We start from the raw sequence: 16392 nt of genomic DNA on the forward strand, positions 1-16392 counted from the left end.
CGCTACAATCGCCCCTCTTTCCACACTGGAGACCGTGGATGACTGACTTTTCCGGCCTGCCCCTGGTGATCGAAGCCGCGGATCTCTTGCCGCGCCTGGGTTCGCCGCACTTGATCCTGGTCGACTTGAGCAGCGCGAACCGTTATGTCAGCGGGCACATCCCCGGCGCCCGCTTCGTCGAAGGCAAGCGCACTCAGCTGGGCCTGCCACCAGCGCCGGGCCTGCTGCCGGCACTGGCCGACCTGGAAAAACTGTTCAGCGAGCTCGGTCATCGCGACGATGCCGTCTACGTGGTCTATGACGATGAAGGCGGCGGCTGGGCCGGGCGCTTCATCTGGTTGCTCGACGTGATCGGCCACAAGGCCTACCACTACCTCAATGGCGGCATTCAGGCCTGGCCGGCGGACACGCTCTCCACCGACGTGCCGGCCAGCGGCAATGCCACCGTGCGCCTGCAGGTGCACAGTGAGCCAACGGCCACCCGCGAGTACCTGCAAAGCCGCCTGGGCGCCGATGACCTGGTCATCTGGGACGCCCGCGGCCCGCTGGAGTACAGCGGCGAGAAGGTGCTGGCGGCCAAAGGCGGCCACATCCCCGGCGCGGTCAACTTCGAGTGGACGGCCGGCATGGACCTCAACGACCACCTGCGCATCCGCCACGACATCGCCGAAGTCCTGCAAAAGCTGGGCATCACGCCCGACAAGGAAGTGATCACCCATTGTCAGAGCCACCGCCGCTCCGGTTTCACCTACCTGGTGGCCAAAGCCCTCGGTTACCCACGCGTCAAGGCTTACGCTGGCTCGTGGAGCGAATGGGGCAACCACCCGGACACGCCTGTTGAAGTTTAAGGAACCTGCATGAAATCCCGTTTGTTCATCATCAGCCAGTACCTGCTGCCGCACCACCTGCTGTCGCGGCTGGCCGGCTGCATTGCCGAGTGCCGTGCACGCTGGTTCAAAAACGCCTTCACCGCCTGGTTTGCCAAGCGCTACCAGGTGAACATGTCCGAGGCCCTGGTCGAGGACTTGAGCGCTTACGAACACTTCAACGCGTTCTTCACCCGTGCCTTGAAGCCCGGCGCCCGTCCGCTCGACGAAACCCCCGGCGCCATCCTGTGCCCAGCCGACGGTGCTGTCAGCCAGCTTGGCCCGATCGAGCACGGCCGCATCTTCCAGGCCAAGGGCCACAGCTACAGCGCCCTGGAGCTGCTGGGTGGCGACCCGGCCCTGGCCGCGCCGTTCATGGGCGGCGAATTCGCCACCATTTACCTGTCGCCGAAGGATTACCACCGCGTGCACATGCCGCTGGCCGGCACCCTGCGCGAGATGGTGTACGTACCGGGCCGCCTGTTCTCGGTGAACCAGACCACGGCCGAAAACGTGCCTGAGCTGTTTGCCCGTAACGAGCGCGTCGTCTGCCTGTTCGACACCGAACGCGGCCCGATGGCCGTGGTGCTGGTAGGTGCGATGATCGTTGCTTCGATCGAGACGGTCTGGGCCGGCTTGGTAACGCCGCCCAAGCGTGAGTTGAAGACCTTCCGTTACGACGAAGCCAGCCGTGCGCCGATCCACCTGGAAAAAGGCGCCGAGCTGGGCCGCTTCAAACTGGGCTCGACCGCCATCGTGCTGTTCGGGCCAGAGCAGGTGAAGTGGGCTGAAAGCCTGGGTGCGGGGTCGGCAGTGCGCATGGGCCAGCAGTTGGCAGCGCCTGCGCAGGCTTGATCGCCTTGTAGAAGCTGGGGCTGCTGGGCAGCCCCGGTCGTTCAGATCAACCGCGCGCGTCGCGGTCGCGCAGGCCCAACAGGTACAGCACCCCATCCAGCCCCAGGGTGGAAATCGCCTGCTTGGCCGATTGACGCACCAGCGGCTTGGCGCGGAAGGCCACGCCCAGGCCGGCCAGCGACAACATTGGCAGGTCGTTGGCGCCATCCCCCACGGCGATGGTCTGGTCCAGTTGCAAGCCCTCTTCACTGGCCAGTTGCTGCAGCAGTTCAGCCTTGCGCTGAGCATCGACAATCGGCTCCACGGCAACGCCGGTCACCTTGCCGTCGACCACTTCCAGCTCATTGGCGAACACATAGTCGATACCCAGGCGCGCCTGCACCTGCTTGGCGAAGTACGTGAAGCCACCGGACAGGATCGCAGTCTTGTAACCCAGGCGCTTGAGCTCGGCGAACAGGTTCTCGGCACCTTCGGTCAGGCGCAGCGACGCACCGATCTCATCCAGCACCCCTACATCCAGGCCTTTGAGCAACGCCATGCGCTCCTTGAAGCTGGCGCGGAAGTCCAGCTCGCCACGCATCGCCCGCTCGGTGATCGCTGCCACCTGCTCGCCCACGCCAGCGGCCTTGGCCAGCTCGTCGATGACTTCGGCCTCGATCAGGGTCGAGTCCATGTCGAATACCGCCAGGCGGCGGTTGCGTCGGAACAAGTCGTCCTTCTGGAAAGCGATGTCGACACTCAAGGCTTCTGCCAGGGCGAAGAAGTCTGCGCGCAACGCCTGAGCATCGCTCGGCACGCCGCGCACGGAGATCTCGATGGCCGCCTTGCCCTTCTCGGTCTCGGCATCCAGCCCCACGCGGGCAGACAAGCGTTCGATGCGCTCGATGGTCAGGCCGTACTGGCTGATGACCGCACTGACGCGCTGCAACTGCTCAGGGGTGATCTTGCGGCTGAGCAGGGTGACGATATGACGCGCCTCTCCGTGGCCATCGGCCCAATGCTGGTAATCCGCCTCGGAAATCGGCGTGTAACGGGCCTGCAGATTCAGTTCGTGGGCCTTGGCCTGCACGCTTTGCAGCAGGCGAGTGGCCACTTCGTTGTCCGGGATATCGACCAGAATGCCGAACGACAACGTGCCGTGCATGACCGCCAGGCCGATGTCGAGAATGCTCACACCGCCCTGCAGCAGGACGCCAGTGATGGCCGCAGTGAGACCTGGACGGTCTTCACCTGTGATGTTGATCAGGACGATTTCGCGCAAGACCGGACTCCGACTTCGATGAAAAATGCGCATTCTACCGATTTTCAGTGACCATCGGGCGCGAACGATGCTTTGCCGACAAAACCGGTGTCGCTATACTGCCCAACACTTTTATGCCATTAAGAGCCGAGCGCTGTGAACCGGCCCACCCCCGTCAAGCCAGACAACTTCTTCCTGATGATCTATCGTGCCCTGAGTCAACGTCGCGTCCCTCTGGCGCTACGCATCGCCTGCACCAACATATTCCTGGTGGCACTGGCACTGGTCATCTATGCCTGTGTGATGGGCCTGCAGTTCAAGCAGGCCATGCACGAGCAGGCCGACGCGCTCGGCCAGAGCCTGACCACGCAGACGGCCACGTCGGCCACCGAGCTGTTGGTGTCCAACGACATCCTCAGCCTCAACGTGCTGCTGGGCAACCTGGTGAAAAACCCGCTGGTGGCCCATGCGGCCATCTACAGCGTGGACAACCGCATCCTCGCCGAGGCTGGCCAGCGTCCGCGCAATAGCCTGCTGGGTGAAGCCGAAGGCCTGTACCAGACCAAGATCACCTTCCAGGACGTCACGGCCGGGCAACTGCGCATCAGCCTGGACATGAGCCAGTTCCAGCAGCCGATGCTGATCAGCCTGCAGAGCATGGGCATCCTCGCCGCCATCCTGCTGGCCCTGGCGCTGAGCCTGAGCCTGCGCCAGGCACGCCATATCACCACACCGCTGCTGCAGTTGCGGGTGTGGCTGCGCGACCCGCAGCCCTATACGCCGGCCACCGACCGCCAGGACGAGATCGGCGATATTGCCCGCCAGTTGCACACTCGCCTGGCCCCGCCGCCGCCACCTGAGCCAGAGCCGGAAGAAGAGGACGACGAAGACGACTTCGACGACCTGCACGATCACGCGCCGGCCCCTAAGATTGCGCCGCGCGCCAAGGTTGTCGCCCAGGCTGACGAAGAGGACGACGATGCCTTTGCCGGGCTGCTGGACAACGACGAAAGCGCGCCCAAGCCGGTGCCATACGATTCGGACGAGCCGCAGAACAGCGCCGTACTGGCCGTTCAGCTCGGCTCCCAGGAGCAACTGCGCCGCCTGCCGCGCACGCGCCTGACCGAATTGCTCGAGCGCTACCGCGACTGCCTGGAACAGGCCGCTTCGCTGTATGAGGGTGAAACCCACACGCTCAACGACGGCAGCACCCTGGTGCTGTTCCACAGCCGCGACTGTGGCGAGGACTACCTGACCAACGCGATCTGCTGTGGCGAGTTACTGCGTGCGCTGGGCCATGCCTTGCAGATCGAAGTGGCCGACAGCGGCATTACCCTGCAACTGCAGCTGGGCCTGGCGCTGGGTAATGACCTGCAAGGGTTGGAGCTGGTTGACCTGCTGATGGCCGAAAAAGCCCAGGATGCCCTGGCGCTGTCGCAGCACAGCCGTAACCTGCTGCTGGTAGAGCGCCAGATCAGTGATGACGCGCTGATCCGTCAACGCGCGCGGATCCGCCCGATTGCCAGCCCGGAAGGCGCTTGCTGTGTAGAGCGGTTGATGGAGCCGTATCCGTCGATGCTGGAGCGGCAATTGGCGCGGATGCACGAGCGCCGGGCCTGACACAAAGGCCGCCTTGCCGGGGCGCCGGACCGGTCGGAAAGGCCCGCGCAGCGGCCCTTGTAGGAGCGGCCTTGCGTCGCGAAAGGGGCGCGCAGCGGCCCCAGCAATAGTTGCGTCGACGCTGAAATCGGGGGCCGCTGCGCAGCCCTTTCGCGACGCAAGGCCGCTCCTACAAAGGCCCGCGCAGCAGATACAAAAAAGCCCGCATCGATGCGGGCTTTTTTGTATCAGGCGGAACCATCAGAACCGATAGACTTCCATATCGGTACGAATCGGCGAAGCCATCGGGATCTTGGACTTCTCGGGTGCCTTCTTGACCTGTACCGGCGCAGCGGGCTTCTTCGGCGCCTCTTCGGCAATGGCTGGCTGATTGGCCAGCGGCTTGACCGCCGTGCTCAGCTGTTCAGCCAGCTTTTGCAGCAGTTGCCCTTGAGCCTGCACCTGCGACGCTTCGCTGCCCTCATGCTGCTGCTCAAGGTGAACGATGCGGTTGTCACGCACATGGCCACGACGGTCGAGCAGGCGCCATTGGGCGTCCAGGATCGCCGGCTGATCCTTGCCCGAGTCGAGGCGGGTAATCGACAGCAACACTTGCACGTCCGGGCTGAAGCCGGTGGTCGCCGGGGCCAGCACCACGCGCTGACTGTCCAGGCGCCAGGCCAGCTGGCGAACCAGCAACTGGTCAATGTCCGACGAGAGGCTGCCGGCCCAACGACCGTCGGTCGCCGAACTCAGGCTGCCATCGGCCTGACGCTGCAGGAACGTCTCGCGTTGCAGGTAATCGGCAACCGATACCGGGCCCAGCACCACGGCCATGCCCGCGCTTTGCGACGGCTGGCCAGGATCACCGCTGTCGAGCTGGTACAAGGCCACAGGCTGATGCATGCTGCATCCGCCCAGCCCCAGCAGGCCCGTCATCAACAGCGCAAATGGAAGGCGCAGAAGTTTCATCATCCCATCCAGGCGGTCGCCACAGGCAGACCGCAGTGATACTCATGTAGATTCAATCGGGCACACGGCCACGCCGGCACCGCAAGGGCCATATCATCCGCGAAATAGCTGTCCGACTCCAGCATTTCTGCCCGGAACGGCCTTGAAATTGCCGTTCCAGACATTTCAGCAGCTTACGCCGGGCCTTCCACCTGCAACCCATCGACGCGCTGGAAGCCGCGTGGCAGCTTGCTGCCGCGCCGGCCCCGTTCGCCCTTGTAGTGCTCCAGATCGTCCGCTTTCAGCGATAGCGTACGCTTGCCGGCTTGCAATACAAGGGTTGCGCCTTCAGGGATTACCGCAAGGTCGGTGACAAATTCTTCACGACTGGCCACCCGATCACCGGGCACGCCGATGATCTTGTTGCCCTTGCCTTTGCCCAACTGTGGCAAGTCGCTGACCTTGAACACCAGCAGCCGGCCCTCGGTGGTGACCGCCGCCAGCCAGTCCTGCTCGCGGTTGGCCACCGGGCGCGGGGTCATGACCTTGGCGCCGTTGGGCAGGCTGAGCAGGCCTTTGCCGGCCTTGTTCTTGGCCTGCAGGTCTTCGCCCTTGACCACGAAGCCGTAACCGGCATCCGACGCCACCACATACAGCGCATCGTCCTCAGGTAGCAGCACGCACTCGAAGGTCGCCCCAGGTGGCGGCGCCAGGCGGCCCGTCAGCGGCTCGCCCTGCCCCCGCGCAGACGGCAAGGTATGCGCGGCCACCGAGTAACTGCGGCCGGTGGAGTCGATCAATACGGCAAACTGGTTGGAGCGCCCGGCGGCTGCGGCCTTGAAGCCATCGCCAGCTTTGTACGAAAGGCCGGTGGCGTCGATGTCGTGGCCCTTGGCGCAGCGCACCCAGCCCTTTTCCGATAGCACAACGGTGACCGGCTCGGTCGGCATCAGCTCGTTTTCCGACAGCGCCTTGGCTTCTGCACGCTCGACGATCGGCGAGCGGCGGTCGTCGCCGTAGGTTTCGGCGTCCTTGATCAGCTCGCTGCGCACCAGCTTGCGCAGCTTGGCGTCGCTGCCGAGCAGGGCCTGCAGCTTGGCCTGCTCCTTGAGCAGCTCGTCCTGCTCGCCGCGAATTTTCATCTCTTCAAGGCGCGCCAGCTGTCGCAGGCGGGTCTCGAGGATGTAGTCAGCCTGGATTTCGGTCAGCTCGAAACGCTCGATCAGCGCCTGCTTGGGATGCTCCTCGGTGCGGATGATATGAATCACTTCATCCAGGTTGAGGAAGGCAGTCAGCAAGCCTTCGAGCAGGTGCAGGCGCCTCTGCACCTTGTCCAGGCGGTGCTGCAGGCGGCGCCGGACGGTGTTGGTACGAAACTCCAGCCACTCCAGCAACAGCGCTCGCAGGTTCTTCAACTGCGGCCGGCCGTCCAGGCCGATGATGTTGACGTTGACCCGGTAGCTGCTTTCCAGGTCGGTGGTGGCGAACAGGTGCTGCATCAGCTCGTCGGCATCCACCCGGTTGGAGCGCGGGATGATGACGATACGGCACGGGTTCTCGTGGTCCGACTCGTCACGCAGGTCGGCCACCATCGGCAGCTTCTTGGCCTGCATCTGTGCGGCGATCTGCTCCAGCACCTTGGCCCCGGAGACCTGATGCGGCAGTGCGGTGACCACCACGTCGCCATCTTCGACGCGATAAACGGCACGCATGCGGATCGAGCCGCGGCCGCTTTCGTAGATCTTCAGGATCTCGGCGCGGGGCGTGATGATTTCGGCTTCGGTCGGGTAGTCCGGGCCCTGGATATGCTCGCACAACTGCTCGATGGTAGCCTTGGGCTCGTCCAGCAGGCGCACGCAGGCACTGGCCACTTCACGCAGGTTGTGCGGCGGCACGTCGGTGGCCATGCCCACGGCGATGCCGGTGGTGCCGTTGAGCAGGATGTTGGGCAGGCGCGCCGGCAGTACTGCGGGCTCCTGCAGGGTGCCGTCGAAGTTCGGCACCCAGTCCACGGTGCCCTGGCCCACTTCGTTGAGCAACACTTCGGCGTAGCGCGACAGGCGCGCCTCGGTGTAACGCATGGCAGCGAACGACTTCGGATCGTCCGGTGCACCCCAGTTGCCCTGGCCATCGACCAGGGTGTAGCGGTAGCTGAACGGCTGCGCCATCAACACCATGGCTTCGTAGCAGGCCGAGTCGCCGTGGGGGTGGAACTTGCCGAGCACGTCACCGACGGTACGCGCCGACTTCTTGTGCTTGGCATCGGCATCGAGCCCCAACTCGCTCATGGCGTAGATGATGCGTCGCTGCACCGGCTTCAGGCCGTCGCCGATGTGCGGCAGGGCCCGGTCCATGATCACGTACATGGAGTAGTTGAGGTAGGCCTGTTCGGTGAAGTCAGCCAGCGAGCGGCGTTCGACGCCGTCGAGGCTGAGTTCCAGTGGGTCGCTCATGCGGGCCTCGTCATTTCAGGTTCTGGCGCAACAGCATGGTGCCGCCGCGCTGGGTAAATTCAAGTTGTTTCAGGGCGCTCATGCCCAGCAGCACGGTCTGGCCGTCCAGGCCTGGCACCACGGTTGCGCGCACGCCCTGCAAGCGGATATCGCCCAATTGCAGGGTGGTCAAGCGGGTGCGGTAGCCTTCGGTGCGGCCATTTGCGGTGCTGAGCAGCACCGGGCTGCCTCGCGCCAGGTCCAGCTCGCTGGCCAGGGCCTCGGGGATCGCCACGTCGGTGGCCCCGGTGTCGAGCATGAAATGCACCGCCTGGCCATTGATCGCGCCATCCACCACGAAGTGCCCTTGGCCATTGCTCAGCAGGCGCACCTCGATAAAGCCTTCGCCGTGCTCGGAGCGCACCTGGGTATTGGGATTACGCTGGCTATCTTCCCATTGACCGAAAAAGCGCGTGGCAAGGAACAGCGCCGCCGCCCAGGCGACGATCATCAATAGCTTGCCGGCACGCTTGCCCGGTGCCTGGCTCATGGTTTGGCGCTCCAACCGCCCTCTGGCGCTTCGAAGCGCCAGACAATCGGCCGCACCTCGCCATCGGCGCGGCGGCCATTGTTGTTGTCCAGGCCAATCCAGGCGCCTTTGGCGTCGATCACCAGGGCTTCTGCCAGGCCGAACGGCTGATCATAGCGGCGAGCATCCACCAGCGCATCGGCGGCAAACGACCAGCAACGCTCGACCTTGCCGCTGTCGGCGTCGCGGCGACAGATGCGGTAGGCGTTACGCTCAAGGGTAAACAGCTTGCCCTCGAACCAGGCCAGGTCGGCGAAGTCACGCGACAGCGCGCGCGCGTTGGGCATCTGCGGCGGTTGCATCTCGACCCCGGCCTCGCTCAGCAGCACGCAGCTGCGCCCGCACGTCCACACCGATTGCTGGCGCTCGATCGCCACCAGCCCCCGGCGCTCGCGCTCGGCGGCAAGCCAGATGCGGTCGCCCGCCGGGTTGATCGCCAAGCCTTCGAACAAGGCATTGAAGTTCAGCAGCATGCCGCTGGCCCGGGCCTGTCGTACCATGGCCGGGTCGATCTTCAACCAGTCCGGCTCGCCTTCGACGGGGACCTGCAAGACAGCAGCGTGGGCCTCACTGACCAGGTAAAGGTTACCGGCCTGGTCACAGGTGATGCCTTCGAAGTCCAGTTCACCACCGCGGACATAGGACGCCGCCCAGTTGCGCGACTTCAGCCCCCACGGCAAACCGCTCTCCGGTACCGGCGGCGGGGTGAAGGTCAGCGGCTGGGCACGCCACACGGCATTTTGTTGATCGAAGCGGTAAACGCGGTCGTCGTCACGGTCGGAAACGCCCCATAGCGCACCTCGGCACTGGGCCAGGCCAGACAGATTGCCGCCGCGCATACCCTCGATCGGGTGCTCGGCGGCCATCTTCAACTGCGGCCAGTTGCCCGCCAAACTCGGCAAGGCGAACAGTGCAAGGCAAGCGGCAAGTAGCAGCCGAATCAAACCATGACCTCGGCCAGGTTGCCTTTGGTTTCCAGCCAGCTCTTGCGATCACCGGCACGCTTCTTGGCCAGCAGCTTGTCCATCAGCTCGCAGGTGGCCTCGACGTCTTCCAGGGTCAGCTGCACCAGGCGCCGGGTATTCGGGTCCATGGTGGTTTCGCGCAGCTGTGGCGGGTTCATCTCGCCCAGCCCTTTGAAGCGCGTGACTTGCGGCTTGCCGCGCTTCTTCTCGGCCACCAGGCGGTCGAGGATGCCATCACGCTCGGCTTCGTCGAGGGCGTAGTAGATTTCCTTGCCCAGGTCGATGCGGTAGAGCGGCGGCATGGCCACGTAGACATGACCGGCCTCCACCAGGGGGCGGAAGTGCTGAACGAACAGCGCGCACAGCAAGGTGGCGATGTGCAAGCCGTCGGAGTCGGCGTCGGCGAGGATGCAGATCTTGCCATAGCGCAGTTGCGACAGGTCGGCGGCGCCGGGGTCGACGCCGATGGCCACGGCAATGTTGTGCACCTCCTGGCTGGCCAGGACTTCACCGCCGTCCACTTCCCAGGTGTTGAGGATCTTGCCGCGCAGCGGCAGGATCGCCTGGAACTCTTTGTCTCGCGCCTGCTTGGCCGAGCCACCGGCCGAGTCACCCTCGACCAGGAACAGCTCGGCGCGCATCGGGTCCTGGCCTGCGCAATCCGCCAGCTTGCCTGGCAGCGCCGGGCCCTGGGTGATGCGTTTGCGTTCGACCTTCTTGCTGGCCTTGAGGCGACGGCCGGCGTTGCTGATGGCCAGTTCCGCCAACTGCATGCCCAGCTCGGGGTGGGCGTTGAGCCACAGGCTGAAGGCGTCCTTGACCACACCGGAAACAAACGCGGCCGCCTCACGGGACGACAGGCGCTCTTTGGTCTGCCCGGAGAACTGCGGCTCCTGCATCTTCATCGAAAGCACGAAGGTGATGCGCTCCCAGACGTCTTCCGGCGCCAGCTTGACGCCGCGCGGCAGCAGGTTGCGGAATTCGCAGAACTCGCGCATGGCGTCCAGCAGGCCCTGGCGCAGGCCGTTGACGTGGGTGCCGCCCTGGGCGGTGGGGATCAGGTTGACGTAGCTTTCCTGAACGCTGTCACCGCCCTCGGGCAGCCACAGCAAGGCCCAGTCCACGGCTTCCTTGTTGCCAGCCAGGCTGCCGCAGAACGGCTCGTCCGGCAGGCGCAGGTACTCGCTGACCGAGTCGACCAGGTAGGAACGCAGGCCGTCCTCGTAGTGCCACTCGACCTTCTCGCCGCTGCCCTTGTCCTCGAAGCTGACCAGCAGGCCCGGGCACAGAACGGCCTTGGCCTTGAGCACATGCTTGAGGCGGCTGATGGAGAATTTAGGCGAATCGAAATACTTCGGGTCGGGGCTGAAGTACACGCTGGTGCCGGTATTGCGCTTGCCGACCGAGCCGACCACTTCCAGTTCACTGGCCTTGAAACCATCGGCGAAGGTCATCTGGTACTCGTTGCCGTCACGCTTGACGCGCACGCGCACCTGGGTCGACAGGGCGTTGACCACCGAAATACCGACGCCGTGCAGGCCGCCGGAGAACTGGTAGTTCTTGTTGGAGAACTTGCCGCCCGCGTGCAGCTTGGTAAGGATCAGCTCGACCCCGGACACGCCTTCTTCCGGGTGAATGTCCACCGGCATGCCGCGGCCGTCGTCGCTGACTTCCAGCGAGTGGTCGGCGTGGAGGATGACCTGCACCGAACGGGCGTGACCGGCCAGGGCTTCGTCGACGCTGTTGTCGATGACCTCCTGGGCCAAGTGGTTCGGTCGGCTGGTATCGGTGTACATGCCCGGTCGCTTGCGGACCGGATCAAGGCCCGAGAGGACTTCGATGGCGTCTGCGTTATAGGCGCTAGCGCTGGGATTGGCCATGGGGTCTCGTCGTCAGTCAGGTGAATGCAAAAGGTCAGAGTACAAAAGTCAGAGCACAGAAAAGTCGAGCGCCGCATACAAACTCGGGGCAACACCGGCGAAGGCCAGCATCGCCGGCAAGCGCTCGACGAAGCCCTGGAAGCTGTGGTCGCCACCGGCCTGGATACGCAGGGCACAAGCACGGTAATAGCGCTCGGCGTGGCGATAGTCCAGGGTTTCATCGGCGGTCTGCAACCACACTTGATAGCGATTGGCATCCACGGGGGCGGGCACTTCCAGCTCGGCCAGGGCCTGCACGTGATCGTGAGTCAGCTCCCAGGCCTCATCGGTGTAAAGGTTGCGCTGGGTGCCGAGGTAGCCATCGAACAACCGATGCGGTGCCACTGCCGGGTTGATCAGCAGGGCCTTGAGGCCATGGCGCTCGGCCAGATAGGTGGCATAGTAGCCGCCGAGCGAACTGCCGACCAGCAGGGGCGCGCCCAACTCGGCAATAGCGCCTTGCAGTTGGGCAATGGCCTGGCGCGGGTGATGGTGCAAGGCCGGTACGCGCAATCGCTCGGACAACCCCAGCTGCTGCATGACGGCCTCGAGCTGGCGCGCCTTCTTCGACAGCGGCGAGCTGTTGAAGCCATGGATATAGAGGATGGAACCCGACATGCTGCCCCCGGAATCTGTGGCTTCGCGCCCAATCTGGCAGGCGCAGGGACGCGCAGTGTAGCGCGTTCGCCGGGTTTTGACGCAGCGGCGGGGTTTTCGCAACAATTTCTTCGGCAACCTGAAGGGCCGCTGCGCAGCAGCCCCAAGGCCGTCAATACCCCGGGCTGTCGAAGTCCAGCTTCACGTCGAAGTCCCGCGCCCGCTCTACACCAGTCTCCAACCGCCCGTCGGCGTGCAGACGCAGCCAGCGATAGCCCGGCTGTTCCTCGCTCACCTTGAAGTCCTCGCTGTGCGCCGCGAACTGAATGCAAGTAGACGGCGTGGCCAGCAAGCGCAACCCCTCGCGCATTTCATCCCACGGCTGGTGGACATGCCCCCAAAGCAGCCCGCGCACCTGTGGATAACGTTCAACGATGCCGAACAGCGCCTGGGCATTGCGCAGGCCGATCGGGGCGATCCAGGCGCAGCCGATGTCCACCGGCTGATGATGGAGGCACACCAGGCAATGGCGCTCGCCCGCTGTCTTCAATGCACCCTCAAGCAGGCTCAGCTGAGCCTCTTCGAGCAGGCCATGGGTCGCGCCGGCCACCGCAGAATCGAGCATCACGATGCGCCAGCCACCGATATCGGTAACCGCTTGCACCAGGTCCGTGCCCTGCGCGATGTCGGCCATCACCCTGGCTTCGTCATGGTTGCCCGGCAACCAGCGCGTCGCCACGCCAAACCCTGCGGTCAACTCGCGGAACGCTTCATACGACGCCACGCTGGCGTCCTGGGAAAGGTCCCCCGTGCACAGCAGCAGGTCGATGGCCGGTTGCTCGCGCTGCACCTGGGCAACCACATGGCGCAGGCTGTCCCGGGTATTGAGACCCAGCAGGGTGCCGGCCGGGTCGGCAAACAGGTGGGCATCGGTGAGTTGCACCACATGCACGGGGCGGGTTGGGTCTAGGTGCGGCAACGGCCGTCTCCTCGAACGGATTCAGCACGAATTATGGCTGTGCAACGGGTGCGAGCAAACACCCGAAGCCGACGCACATCACATTTCAGCGAACGCTTGCCAATTCGTGACCACAGGCCAGGCAGTGGCTCAGCCACTCGCCGAGGAACAGGTTGAGCTGCGCCTTTTCATCGGGCTGGTGCATGCCTGCATTGGGGTACGGGTAGATACTGCGCAGGCGCCGCGCGTGCTCGGCGCTGACCACCTCGGCCATGCGCGCATCGTGGTACACCTGAACCTCCAGGTGCGGCACTGGCAGCCACGGCAAGCTGTGCTCCTGGCGCACGTGCAGCGTGGTGGTATACGGGCAGGCCAGCACCACATCGAGTACCAGCACACCGAGCATCTGATCGCCTTGGGTCATGCCGATACGACGCGAGCTCTGGGTGGTGCGCATGTCAGGCAACAAGCGCATCAAGCGGGCGTAGTTGGCCTCGCAGGCTGCTTGCAGCCCGACCAGGTCGACCCGATATCGCTCGCGCAGCAGGTTCACTTCCACATACCTCGAACTTCGTCTCTGTTGAGCGCCAGCCATTGCAGGCCAATGATCGTCGCAGCGTTGCAGATACGGCCGTCACGTACCGCCTGCAAGGCATCTTCGAACGACCAGACGCGCACGCGGATGTCCTCGCCCTCTTCTTCCAGGCCATGCAGGCCGCCCGCGCCCTCGCTGGTGCAACGCCCAAGGAACAGATGGACGTATTCGTCACTGCCACCGGGCGACGGGAAGTAGCGGGTCATCGGCCACAAGGCGCTGAAGGTCAAACCGGCCTCTTCTTCTGCCTCGCGGTGTGCCACCTCTTCAGGCTGCTCGTCCTTGTCGATCAGCCCGGCGACCATCTCGATCAGCCACGGGTTGGCGACCTTGTCGAGGGCGCCGACACGAAACTGCTCGATCAACACCACTTCATCGCGTAGCGGGTCATAAGGCAGCACACAGACCGCATCATGACGCACGAACAGTTCGCGGCTGATCTCGCGGCCCATGCCCCCGGCAAACAGTTCGTGGCGCAGGTGCACCTTGTCGAGCTTGTAGAAGCCCTGGAAGCAGTTGGCCCGCTTGACGATCTCGACCGCCTTGGGGACTGAATTGAGCGTGTCTGACATAGAAATCCTCGTTACCTCATTTACCGCTTCGCGCCATCCTACTCCGCCTGCCGGCCTCTTTCATCCGTTTCCAGCAACCGTTCGCGCACTCGGGACAGCGCGCCTTCTGTCTGTTAGCTTAGTGGCGAACTGAAGGCCGCGCCGACGGTCAAAGGCCGACTTTTCCCTGTTCTGCAAGGATCATCATGACACTTGTCAAACTGACTTCCGTGGCCGTGCTGGCACTGGCCCTGGGTGCCTGCCAGAGCCTGTTCACGCCTAATTACCGGGCACCGCTCGAGGTCAAGCGTGACGCCTGGGAGCACGTCAAGCCCGGCTGCAGCGAAAGCGACTGCCCCCTGGTGAACATCGACACCATTCACTTCCCGGCCCTACCCAAGCTCGATGGCATCGTCGAACAGCGCCTGCTGCAACTGACCGAAGACAACCAGCGCGGCGCCGCGCCAACCACCTTGCAGGCGTACGAGCAGCAGTACCTGGCCAGCGCCGACAAGCGCAACAGCAGCTACCTGCAGGCCAAGGTACGCGAGCAGCATGACGGACTGGTGATCATCGAACTGTCCAGCTACCTGGACAGCGGGGGTGCCCACGGCATGCCGGGGCGTGGCTTCATCAACTATTCGCGCAAGCTGGACAAGGTCCTGACCCTGCAGGACATGCTGGTGCCAGGCCAGGAAGAGACCTTCTGGAAAACCGTCGAAGAGTCGCACCGCGCGTGGATGATCAGCGTGGGCATGGACAAGGACGCCGAATTCATCAAGACCTGGCCCTTCAAGAAGTCGCCGCACGTCGCCCTGACGTACGGCGCGGTGGTGGTCAAGTATGAGGTCTATGCCATCGCGCCCTACTCCATGGGCCACGTCGAGCTGAAGATCCCCTACCCGCGCCTGAACGGCGTGATCAAGCCTGAGCTGTTTCCCGGCCGCGGCTGAAGCTCAGTAGCGCATGCAGCACACCTGCCAGCACCAGCGCTGGCAGGGTCGCCCCCAGGTCCGGCGCTTGCGCGGCGATCAGATGATAAGCCGCCACCCCCGCGGCCCAGGCCAGCAACGCCTGCCAGTGCAAGCCATCGACCTGCGCCGGCAAGCGGCGGCGGCGGATCACGTAGTGGTCCATCAGCACCACGCCGAACAGCGGTGCGAACACCGAACCGATCAACAGCAGGAAGTTTTCGTACTGGGCCAGCGGCGCCAGCAGGGCGATCAGGGTGCACAGCACGCCGATGGCCAGCGCCAGGTGCTCGACCTTCAGTGGCAAAAGCACACCGGTTGAAACCGCTGCCGAATGGATGTCGGCGAAGGCCTTTTCCGACTCGTCCAGCAGAATGAGCAGCAGCGGAATACCCATGCCGGCGCCAGCCAGAGCCAGCAGCAAGGCATTGACTTCGCCACTGGCGGCAAAGGCCAGGGTGTAGGCCACGCCCAGGCTCATCAGCCAGGTGTTGCCGATAAAGTACCCAACTACCGTGCCGCCGAACACATGCTTGCCATTGCGGGCGAAGCGCGAGTAGTCGGCGATCAACGGCAACCAGGACAGCGGCATGGCGATGACGATGTCAAAACCCACCGCGAGCGACATAGAGCCATCCCCGGCGCGGCCCCACAGCTCAGCCAGGTCGGCCTTGGCAAACAGGTTCCAGGTCAGCCACAGGCAAGCGCCCATCAACAACCAGATACCCCAGGCGCGCAGCACCTTGCGCACGAAAGCCAGTGGCCCGCTGACGGCCAACACAGTGGCCAGCGCACCGAAGCACAGGGTCCACAGCACCGGGCTGTTCCAGGCACTGTCTTCACCGAAGGCCCTCGCGCCCAGCAGGCTGGCGGCATCGCGCATGACGATGATTTCGAAGGCGCCCCAACCGACCAGTTGCAACAGGTTGAGCAGTGCCGGCAAACGCGCGCCATGGCTGCCCAGGCTCAGGCGCAGGGTGCCCATGGCAGAAAGGCCGGTGTCGCTGCCGATAACCCCGGCAGCCCCCAGCAACAGCACACCCACACCGGTGCCCAGCGCGATGGCCAGTACCGCGCCGGCAAGGCCCAGGCCTGGGGCCAGCATGGCGCCGACCTGCAGCACCATCAGGCCGATGCCGAGGGAGAACCACAGCGCGAACAGGTCACGTGCGCCAAAGATGCGTTGCGGGATGGGGACCGGGTGGTCGGGGGAGAATTGGCTGGGGGTGGTCATGCTGGCAGACACTCGGCATTAAAGGAGGTTGAACACGGTCGCTGTAGGAGCGGCCTTGCGTCGCGAAAGG

At 64.4% G+C, this 16392-nt stretch carries 15 protein-coding genes; 4 read left to right on the top strand and 11 right to left on the bottom strand.

The genetic code is table 11. From position 1 onward, the window contains the following. The first annotated feature begins 38 nt into the window (after positions 1 to 38). Together HU766_RS01420 and asd are read left to right on the top strand one after the other, a co-directional pair. Positions 39 to 848 carry a rhodanese-like domain-containing protein gene (locus tag HU766_RS01420; RefSeq protein WP_186652763.1) on the top strand — a complete coding sequence of 270 codons (810 nt, stop codon included), beginning with the start codon at positions 39 to 41 and terminating at the stop codon, positions 846 to 848. 9 nt (positions 849 to 857) lie between these two features. After that, positions 858 to 1721, top strand: coding sequence for an archaetidylserine decarboxylase (asd, locus tag HU766_RS01425; protein ID WP_186652765.1), 864 nt, complete (start codon positions 858 to 860; stop codon positions 1719 to 1721). A 46-nt stretch (positions 1722 to 1767) separates the two neighbouring features. On the opposite strand, the gene serB is transcribed toward asd, so the two are convergent. After that, a complete protein-coding gene (serB, locus tag HU766_RS01430; RefSeq protein ID WP_033701828.1) occupies positions 1768 to 2982 on the bottom strand; it encodes a phosphoserine phosphatase SerB in 1215 nt (404 codons plus the stop codon). 135 nt (positions 2983 to 3117) lie between these two features. Between serB and HU766_RS01435 the strand changes: the two genes are divergently transcribed. Further along, positions 3118 to 4581 carry an AhpA/YtjB family protein gene (locus HU766_RS01435; protein WP_186652767.1) on the top strand — a complete coding sequence of 488 codons (1464 nt, stop codon included), beginning with the start codon at positions 3118 to 3120 and terminating at the stop codon, positions 4579 to 4581. A gap of 240 nt (positions 4582 to 4821) precedes the next feature. Here HU766_RS01435 and HU766_RS01440 read toward each other — a convergent pair whose 3' ends face one another. From HU766_RS01440 to HU766_RS01480, 9 genes are all read right to left on the bottom strand, one after another. Beyond that, entirely contained in the window at positions 4822 to 5532 is a 711-nt protein-coding gene (locus HU766_RS01440) for an ABC-type transport auxiliary lipoprotein family protein (protein ID WP_033701830.1), read from the bottom strand. Between the two features lie 173 nt (positions 5533 to 5705). Then, a complete protein-coding gene (gene parC, locus HU766_RS01445) occupies positions 5706 to 7964 on the bottom strand; it encodes a DNA topoisomerase IV subunit A (protein WP_033701831.1) in 2259 nt (752 codons plus the stop codon). A 10-nt stretch (positions 7965 to 7974) separates the two neighbouring features. Continuing rightward, complete coding sequence (locus HU766_RS01450; RefSeq protein ID WP_186652769.1) at positions 7975 to 8493, bottom strand: TIGR02281 family clan AA aspartic protease; 519 nt, start codon at positions 8491 to 8493, stop codon at positions 7975 to 7977. After that, positions 8490 to 9476 carry an esterase-like activity of phytase family protein gene (locus HU766_RS01455; protein WP_186652772.1) on the bottom strand — a complete coding sequence of 329 codons (987 nt, stop codon included), beginning with the start codon at positions 9474 to 9476 and terminating at the stop codon, positions 8490 to 8492. The genes HU766_RS01450 and HU766_RS01455 overlap by 4 nt, the downstream gene beginning before the upstream one ends. Next, positions 9473 to 11377 carry a DNA topoisomerase IV subunit B gene (gene parE / locus HU766_RS01460; RefSeq protein ID WP_033701834.1) on the bottom strand — a complete coding sequence of 635 codons (1905 nt, stop codon included), beginning with the start codon at positions 11375 to 11377 and terminating at the stop codon, positions 9473 to 9475. The genes HU766_RS01455 and parE overlap by 4 nt, the downstream gene beginning before the upstream one ends. A gap of 48 nt (positions 11378 to 11425) precedes the next feature. Then, complete coding sequence (locus HU766_RS01465; RefSeq protein WP_186652774.1) at positions 11426 to 12034, bottom strand: YqiA/YcfP family alpha/beta fold hydrolase; 609 nt, start codon at positions 12032 to 12034, stop codon at positions 11426 to 11428. Between the two features lie 151 nt (positions 12035 to 12185). After that, on the bottom strand, positions 12186 to 12992 hold the full coding sequence (cpdA, locus tag HU766_RS01470; RefSeq protein WP_189673082.1) for a 3',5'-cyclic-AMP phosphodiesterase: 807 nt from the start codon (positions 12990 to 12992) through the stop codon (positions 12186 to 12188). 85 nt (positions 12993 to 13077) lie between these two features. Continuing rightward, positions 13078 to 13530, bottom strand: coding sequence for a DUF1249 domain-containing protein (locus tag HU766_RS01475; protein WP_027592506.1), 453 nt, complete (start codon positions 13528 to 13530; stop codon positions 13078 to 13080). Further along, positions 13521 to 14138: an NUDIX domain-containing protein gene (locus tag HU766_RS01480; RefSeq protein ID WP_033701837.1), complete on the bottom strand. Its 618-nt coding sequence runs from the start codon at positions 14136 to 14138 to the stop codon at positions 13521 to 13523. The genes HU766_RS01475 and HU766_RS01480 overlap by 10 nt, the downstream gene beginning before the upstream one ends. A 185-nt stretch (positions 14139 to 14323) precedes the next feature. Here HU766_RS01480 and HU766_RS01485 point away from each other — a divergent pair, with 185 nt between their 5' ends. Next, positions 14324 to 15070 (top strand): RsiV family protein, encoded by a 747-nt coding sequence (locus HU766_RS01485; RefSeq protein ID WP_033701838.1) that lies wholly within the window; start codon positions 14324 to 14326, stop codon positions 15068 to 15070. Here the strand turns inward: HU766_RS01485 and cytX are convergent. Next, the gene (cytX, locus tag HU766_RS01490) at positions 15039 to 16322 is read right to left on the bottom strand and encodes a putative hydroxymethylpyrimidine transporter CytX (protein WP_186652776.1); all 1284 of its coding nucleotides are present in this window, start codon (positions 16320 to 16322) and stop codon (positions 15039 to 15041) included. The two genes, HU766_RS01485 and cytX, sit on opposite strands and share 32 nt — an antisense overlap. Positions 16323 to 16392 lie beyond the last annotated feature (70 nt).

Origin of the sequence: Pseudomonas sp. SWRI77, assembly GCF_014269105.1 — a bacterium.
GTDB lineage: Bacteria > Pseudomonadota > Gammaproteobacteria > Pseudomonadales > Pseudomonadaceae > Aquipseudomonas > Aquipseudomonas capeferrum.

Excerpts from the sequence above, each read along its gene's own strand:
- HU766_RS01420 (WP_186652763.1), top strand. The coding sequence starts at position 39 with ATGACTGACTTTTCCGGCCTGCCCCTGGTGATCGAAGCCGCGGATCTC.
- asd (WP_186652765.1), top strand. The coding sequence starts at position 858 with ATGAAATCCCGTTTGTTCATCATCAGCCAGTACCTGCTGCCGCACCAC.
- HU766_RS01440 (WP_033701830.1), bottom strand. The coding sequence starts at position 5,532 with ATGAAACTTCTGCGCCTTCCATTTGCGCTGTTGATGACGGGCCTGCTG.
- parC (WP_033701831.1), bottom strand. The coding sequence starts at position 7,964 with ATGAGCGACCCACTGGAACTCAGCCTCGACGGCGTCGAACGCCGCTCG.
- HU766_RS01450 (WP_186652769.1), bottom strand. The coding sequence starts at position 8,493 with ATGAGCCAGGCACCGGGCAAGCGTGCCGGCAAGCTATTGATGATCGTC.
- parE (WP_033701834.1), bottom strand. The coding sequence starts at position 11,377 with ATGGCCAATCCCAGCGCTAGCGCCTATAACGCAGACGCCATCGAAGTC.
- HU766_RS01465 (WP_186652774.1), bottom strand. The coding sequence starts at position 12,034 with ATGTCGGGTTCCATCCTCTATATCCATGGCTTCAACAGCTCGCCGCTG.
- HU766_RS01480 (WP_033701837.1), bottom strand. The coding sequence starts at position 14,138 with ATGTCAGACACGCTCAATTCAGTCCCCAAGGCGGTCGAGATCGTCAAG.
- HU766_RS01485 (WP_033701838.1), top strand. The coding sequence starts at position 14,324 with ATGACACTTGTCAAACTGACTTCCGTGGCCGTGCTGGCACTGGCCCTG.
- cytX (WP_186652776.1), bottom strand. The coding sequence starts at position 16,322 with ATGACCACCCCCAGCCAATTCTCCCCCGACCACCCGGTCCCCATCCCG.